General features: G+C 65.5%; 6 protein-coding genes. All 6 read right to left on the bottom strand.

Annotation, left to right across the window (positions count from 1 at the left end):
- A partial coding sequence (locus VFF99_RS03090) for a YgjP-like metallopeptidase domain-containing protein (RefSeq protein WP_325014893.1) occupies positions 1–408 on the bottom strand: 408 nt, incomplete at its 3' end.
- Entirely contained in the window at positions 380–1165 is a 786-nt protein-coding gene (locus VFF99_RS03085; protein ID WP_325014891.1) for a lysophospholipid acyltransferase family protein, read from the bottom strand. The genes VFF99_RS03090 and VFF99_RS03085, both read right to left, overlap by 29 nt.
- 40 nt (positions 1166–1205) lie before the next feature.
- Positions 1206–1781 (bottom strand): D-glycero-beta-D-manno-heptose 1,7-bisphosphate 7-phosphatase, encoded by a 576-nt coding sequence (gene gmhB / locus VFF99_RS03080; protein WP_325014895.1) that lies wholly within the window; start codon positions 1779–1781, stop codon positions 1206–1208.
- Between the two features lie 31 nt (positions 1782–1812).
- Complete coding sequence (gene glyS / locus VFF99_RS03075) at positions 1813–3897, bottom strand: glycine--tRNA ligase subunit beta (RefSeq protein WP_325014888.1); 2085 nt, start codon at positions 3895–3897, stop codon at positions 1813–1815.
- 23 nt (positions 3898–3920) lie between these two features.
- Entirely contained in the window at positions 3921–4847 is a 927-nt protein-coding gene (gene glyQ, locus VFF99_RS03070) for a glycine--tRNA ligase subunit alpha (RefSeq protein WP_325014886.1), read from the bottom strand.
- A 78-nt stretch (positions 4848–4925) separates the two neighbouring features.
- Positions 4926–6476, bottom strand: a complete 1551-nt coding sequence (lnt, locus tag VFF99_RS03065) for an apolipoprotein N-acyltransferase (protein WP_325014884.1) — start codon at positions 6474–6476, stop codon at positions 4926–4928.

Genomic DNA, 6476 nt, shown 5'->3' with positions numbered 1-6476 from the left:
GTGCGGTTGCAGGCGGCGCGCGGAACGTTCGCGGCGCTCGTTGAGCTTGGTAAAGATCCAGCGCTGTTTTTCGCGGATCGCGTTTTCGATCTCGGCAACCGTCACCCATTTCGGCGCGGTGATGCGCAGGCCATCCTCGTCGATCACGAAGCCGATCGAGCGGCGCTTCGAGCGCTGCAGCCGGTATTCGAGCAGATGATCCTGCACCTGCACCCGGCGGCGCCCGGGTTGCGGCGCAGCGGGGGAGGGCTGCAGTTCCGGCGCATCCGCCGGCGGCAGGGCCGGCGCCGGCACTGCCGCCGGTGCCGGCTGGTCGACGGCCGGCCGTGACGAGTAGTCGGGGGAAAAGAAATCGAGCTGCAGCGACAGCTGCTGGGGATCAGGCGGAGTCTGGCGTAGCAGCTTCAAGGGATTCGGGGACGTTGTCGGTTGAATAAATTCCGGGCGAGGAAATGACTCGCATCTCGGATTCTATCCAATTTTCAACTTCTTGCAGCAACTGCACCGGCGTCTTTCCTGCCGGTGAGATCGGCTTTCCGATCGAAACAGTAACCAGCCCCGGCTTCTTGATGAAGGAATTCTTCGGCCAGCATTCGCCCGCATTCAACGCAATCGGCACGACCAGGGTGTTGGTTTCCACCGCGAGCTTGGGACCGCCTGCCTTGTACTTGCCCTTCTTGCCGACATACGAGCGCGTCCCCTCCGGGAACATGATGATCCACTGGCCGTCGGCCAGGCGACGGCGTCCGTGTTCGACCACCTGCGCGAACGCATCCTTGCCCTTGCTGCGGTCGATCGGGATCATGCGCAACAGCGCGAGGCCCCAGCCGAAGAACGGAAGGTACAGCAACTCTTTCTTGAATACGTAGACCAGCGGACGCGGCATGGTGTACAGCAGGAAAATCGTTTCCCACGCCGACTGGTGCTTGGACAGCAGGATCACCGGCGCGTCGGGCAGGTTCTCGTAGCCCTTGAACTGGTACCGAATGCCGCAGATCGTCTTCGCGCACCAGATCACGAACCTGTTCCAGAACGATGTCACGTGATAGCGCTGGTTGTACGGGAAGGGCGCGAACAGGAAGCAGATGGGCGCCCAGATCAGCGTCGCGACGACCATCAGGAGCAGGAAGACCAGCGAACGCAGGAACAGGATGAAGTTGGACATCGAATCTCCAGGATTGCCGGTCAGTGCCGGCGCGTAGATATCATGCAGCGGCCGGAACGCCGGCCGCCGGGACGCTGACCGGTGTTTTCAGCAAATGGTCGACCACCGCGGCGAGGTTCGGGAAGACGGTGGTGCCGGGCGGCAGTCCGCCCTTGGCCTGGGTCTTCTCGCCTTTTCCGGTCAACACCAGGTAGGGGACGCAGCCGCACACGAATCCGGCCTGCAGGTCGCGCAGCGAGTCGCCGATGGTGGGCACGCCTTTCAGGCTGACGTCGAAACGCTTGGCGATCCCCTGCAGCATGCCGGGCTTGGGCTTGCGGCAGTCGCAATTGTCGTCGGCCGAATGCGGGCAGAAGAAGATCGCATCGATCTCCCCGCCCATCAGCTTCACCGCGTCATGCATCTTCTGATGTATCGCGTTGAGCGTGACAATATTGAACAGCCCGCGTGCGATGCCCGACTGGTTGGTGCAGACCACCACATGGTAGCCGGCCTGGTGCAGACGGGCGATCGCTTCCAGCGATCCGGGGACCGGCACCCACTCGGCCGGCGACTTGATGAAGTCGTCGGAGTCATGGTTGATCACGCCGTCGCGGTCGAGGATGATCAGTTTCACGGGTTCGTGCACGTTGCTCTCCGCCTTGCTGTCAGGCCGCCAGTTTCGAGATGTCGGCGACCTGGTTCATCATGCCGTGCAGGTCGGACAGCAGGGCGAGGCGGTTGTTGCGCAACTGCTCGTCCTCGGCCATCACCATCACGTCGTTGAAGAAAGCGTCGACATTGTCGCGCAGGCGCGCCAGCGTCTTCAGCGTGCCGGTGAAGTCGCCCTTGCCGAAGGCGGCCTCGACCGTCGGCTTCAGTTCCAGCATCACGTTGAACAGGCCGGATTCGGCCTGCTCCTTCAGCAGGTCCTTGTTCACCGTCGCGGCGCCGACCTCGGTCTTCTTCAGGATGTTGGTGATTCGCTTGTTGGCGGCGGCCAGCGATTCCGCTTCCGGCAGCGCCGCGAAGGCCTTCACCGCATCAAGGCGCTCGACGATGTTGTCGAGGCGGTCCGGGTTCTGCGCCACCACCGCCTCGATTTCGTTCGGCGCGAAACCGCGCTCGCGCAGCAGGCCGCGCAGGCGGTCGAGCATGAAATCCTTGACCTCGCCGGTGGCATCCTTGAAGTTGGCATTGCCGGCAAACAGTTGTGCCGCATCCTGCAGCAGCGTCTTGAGCGACAGCGGCAGGCGCTTTTCCACCAGCATGCGCAGCACGCCCAGCGCGTGGCGGCGCAGCGCGAACGGATCCTTGTCGCCGGTCGGCTGCAGGCCGATGCCCCAGATGCCCACCAGCGTTTCCAGCTTGTCGGCCAGCGCGACGACGGTGCCGGTCTGCGTGGACGGCAGCGCGTCGCCGGCGAAGCGCGGCTGGTAGTGTTCGGATGCGGCCAGCGCCACCTCGTCATGCTCGCCGTCGTGGCGTGCGTAGTAGGTGCCCATGATGCCCTGCAGTTCCGGGAATTCGCCGACCATGTCGGTCAGCAGGTCGGTCTTGGCCAGCAGCGCGCCGCGTTCCGCCAGCGCGGCATCGGCGCCGAGCGAAGCCGCGATCTTCCCGGCCAGCGCCGTCACGCGCTCGGTGCGCTGCGCCTGGGTTCCCAGCTTGTTGTGGTAGACCACGTTGGCCAGGCCCGGCAGGCGGTCGGCGAGTTTCTTCTTCTTGTCCTGCTCGAAGAAGAACTTCGCGTCCGACAGACGCGGGCGCACCACGCGCTCGTTGCCGCCGATGATGTGCTGCGGATCGGTCGTCTCCAGGTTGGACACGATCAGGAAGCGCGAACGCAGCTTGCCGTGGGAATCGGTCAGCGCGAAGTATTTCTGGTTGGTTTGCATCGTCAGGATCAGGCATTCCTGCGGCACCGACAGGAAGCTTTCCTCGAACTGGCAGGGATAGACCACCGGCCATTCGACCAGCGCGGTCACCTCGTCAAGCAGGCTCTCCGGCATCAGCACCTTGTCGTGGCCGGCCTGTTCCAGCAGCGATGCGCGAATGCGCTCCTTGCGCGCCGTGACCGAGGCGATCACCTTGCCCTGCACTTCCAGGGTCGCCGCATAGGATTCGGCGTTCGCAATCGCGATTTCGCCTGGTGCCAGGAAGCGGTGGCCGAGCGTGCTGCGGCCGGCCGACAGGCCGAGGATCGCGAGCGGCACCACGTCGGCGCCGTGCAGCGCGATCAGCTTGTGCGCCGGGCGCACGAACTGCACGGTGGCGCCGTCCGGACGCTGGTAGCTCATCAGCTTCGGGATCGGCAGCCTGGCGATCGTCTCTTCCAGCACCGCCTGCAAGCCCGCGTGCAGCGTCGAGCCCGGCGCGGTGTAGGTGTAGAAGAAGCTTTCCGCCTTGCCGTCGGCCGCGCGCTCCAGATCGGCCACCTTCAGGTCGGGGAAGCCGAGCGCTGCCAGCTTCTTGGCCAGCGGCGGCGTCGGGTTGCCTTCCTTGTCAAGCGCGACCGACACCGGCAGCACCTTTTCACGGATGGACTTGTCGGGCGAGGTCGCGCGCACGTTGCTGATTGCGACGGCCAGGCGGCGCGGCGTCGCGAATGCGGTCGCGACCGCATTCGCGTCGACGAAGTCGCGCGATTTCAGGCCGTTGAAGATACCGGCGGCGAAGGCGTCGCCGAGCCGGGCCAGCGCCTTCGGCGGGAGTTCTTCGGTGAGAAGTTCGACTAGCAGTGTCTGGTTCATGTTCTTCTATCGTGGTTGTCCGGTCAGGCTGCCTTGCGCGCATCCCCGCACATCGGGAAGCCGAGCTTCTCGCGCGAATCGTAATAGGCCTGCGCGACCGCGCGCGACAGGTTGCGGATGCGCCCGATGTAGGCGGCTCGCTCGGTGACGGAAATCGCGCCGCGCGCATCGAGCAGGTTGAAGGTGTGCGCCGCCTTCAGGATCATTTCGTAGGCGGGCAGCGCCAGCGGCACTTCCATCAGGCGCTTTGCTTCGGCTTCGTAGCTGCCGAACAGCGAGAACAGGAATTCGGTATTCGAATGCTCGAAGTTGAAGGTCGACTGCTCGACTTCATTCTGGTGGAACACGTCGCCGTAAGTCAGGCGCTTGGTCACCGGAGCGCCGGCCGCGCCGTGTTCTTCCCATTCGGTCCATACCAGGTCATACACGTTTTCCACGCCCTGCAGGTACATCGCGAGGCGCTCGATGCCGTAGGTGATCTCGCCCAGCACCGGCTTGCAGTCGAGGCCGCCGACCTGCTGGAAGTAGGTGAACTGCGTGACTTCCATGCCGTTGAGCCACACTTCCCAGCCCAGGCCCCAGGCGCCCAGCGTCGGGTTTTCCCAGTCATCCTCGACGAAGCGCACATCGTTCTGCTTCAGGTTCAGACCCAACGCTTCCAGCGAGCCGAGGTAGAGGTCGAGGATGTTTTCCGGTGCCGGCTTCAACACCACCTGGTACTGGTAGTAGTGCTGCATGCGGTTCGGATTCTCGCCGTAGCGGCCGTCCTTGGGACGGCGCGACGGCTGCACGTAGGCGGCGCGCCAGGGCTCCGGGCCGATCGCGCGCAGGAAGGTCGCGGTATGCGAGGTCCCGGCGCCGACTTCCATGTCGTAGGGCTGGAGCAGGGCGCAGCCTTGCGCGTCCCAGTACTCCTGCAGCTTCAGGATGACTTGTTGAAATGTGAGCATCGTAGGATTCCTTCGCCGGCAGGAACGACCCCGCTCGGACTGAGGATGAATGATGGAAATTCTCTAAAGCCTTAGATTTTAACGGGTTTCGGCGGCGTTTTGCGGATTGTCAGGCTTGCCGCGCCGCAAAATCCAGGCACCGGAAAGCATCAGCAACACCGCGGCGAGGACGGTGGCATTGCCGGCCCGGCTGTAAGGGGTGAGGCCGGCATAGCCCTGCACCTTTGCCGCCAATACGCCGCGCTCGAACGGCGGCAATTGCGCCTGCACTTCCCCCTTCGGGCCGACGACCGCGGTGGCGCCGGTATTGGTGGCGCGCAGCATCGGCCGCCCGGTTTCCAGCGCGCGCATTTGCGAAATCTGCAGATGCTGCGGCAGCGCGATCGAGTCGCCGAACCAGGCAATGTTCGACACGTTCAACAGGATGGTGGCTTCGGGAATGCCGTTGCCGGCGGCAAGCTGCGCGGCGATTTCCTCGCCGAACAGGTCTTCGTAGCAGACGTTCGGCAGCACTGTCTGGTCGCGCACCCGGAATGGCGCCTGCAGCGGCGCGCCGCGCGAAAAATCGCCGAGCGGGATGCGCATCATCTCGACGAACCAGCGGGCGCCGGGCGGGATGAATTCGCCGAACGGGACCAGGTGATGCTTGTCGTAGCGGTAGGCCGGCGCCGCGCCGGGCGCGATGCCCAGCGCGCTGTTGGCGTAGCGGCCGGGGCCGTCGCTGACAGGGATGCCGACCACCAGGTGGCTGTTGGACTTGCCGGCGAAGTCGGCCAGGCGCGGCAGGTAATCGGGCGGCAGCTGGCGCGACAGCAGCGGGATCGCCGTCTCCGGCGTCGCGATCAGGTCGGCCGGGGTGTCGGTGATCATGCGGTGGTACAGCGCCAGCGTATCTTCGATCTGCTCCGGCTGGAACTTCATTTCCTGCGGCACGTTGCCCTGCAACAGGCGCACCGACAGGGCTTGCCCATGCGGGTGCGTCCACTCCACCGCGCGCAGCCCGATGCCGGCCGCGAGCAGCGCGGCGGCGAGCGCGAGCGGGAGCCGGCGCGCCGGCAGCAGCGCGAGGCAGCCGGCTATGATGGCCGACAGCAGCGCGATACCGTACACGCCGACCAGCGGGGCATAGCCCGCGAGCGGGCCGGCGGTATGCGCATAACCGGAGCTGACCCAGGGAAAGCCGGTGAAGGCCCAGCCGCGCGTCCATTCCACCAGCGTCCAGGCGGCCGGCAGCACCAGCAGCAGGTAGGCGGCGTCTCCCAGCGCGCGCCGCTTGCGCAGCCAGGCCGATGCGCCGAAGCCGAACGCCGCGTAGGTGGCGAGCCCGGTGCCGAGCAGGACCACGGCCGTGGCCGCCATCCACCCGGGCAACCCGCCGTAACGGTGCATGCTGATATACAGCCAGTGGGTGCCGGACACGATCCAGGCGGCGTTGTACACCCAGCCGAGCAGCGCGCTGCGCCGGACCGAGGTTTCGCGGCGCAGCAGCGCGAACAGCAGCGCCAGCATCAGGATCTGCAGCGGCCACCAGCCGAAGGGCGCGAAGGCGAACACGTTCGCCGCGCCGGCAAGCAGCGCGGCGAGGTAGGGGAGCGGCGAATCGGGGCGGGAGGACAGGCGGATGTTCAC

The sequence above is a fragment of the Noviherbaspirillum sp. genome (assembly GCF_035654295.1).
Taxonomy (GTDB): domain Bacteria; phylum Pseudomonadota; class Gammaproteobacteria; order Burkholderiales; family Burkholderiaceae_D; genus Noviherbaspirillum.
This window is presented reverse-complemented; position numbering and strand designations above follow the sequence as displayed.

What these genes read in the sequence shown, in the direction of transcription:
- glyQ (WP_325014886.1), bottom strand. Translation starts at nt 4,847, where the DNA reads ATGCTCACATTTCAACAAGTCATCCTGAAGCTGCAGGAGTACTGGGAC.
- glyS (WP_325014888.1), bottom strand. Translation starts at nt 3,897, where the DNA reads ATGAACCAGACACTGCTAGTCGAACTTCTCACCGAAGAACTCCCGCCG.
- VFF99_RS03085 (WP_325014891.1), bottom strand. Translation starts at nt 1,165, where the DNA reads ATGTCCAACTTCATCCTGTTCCTGCGTTCGCTGGTCTTCCTGCTCCTG.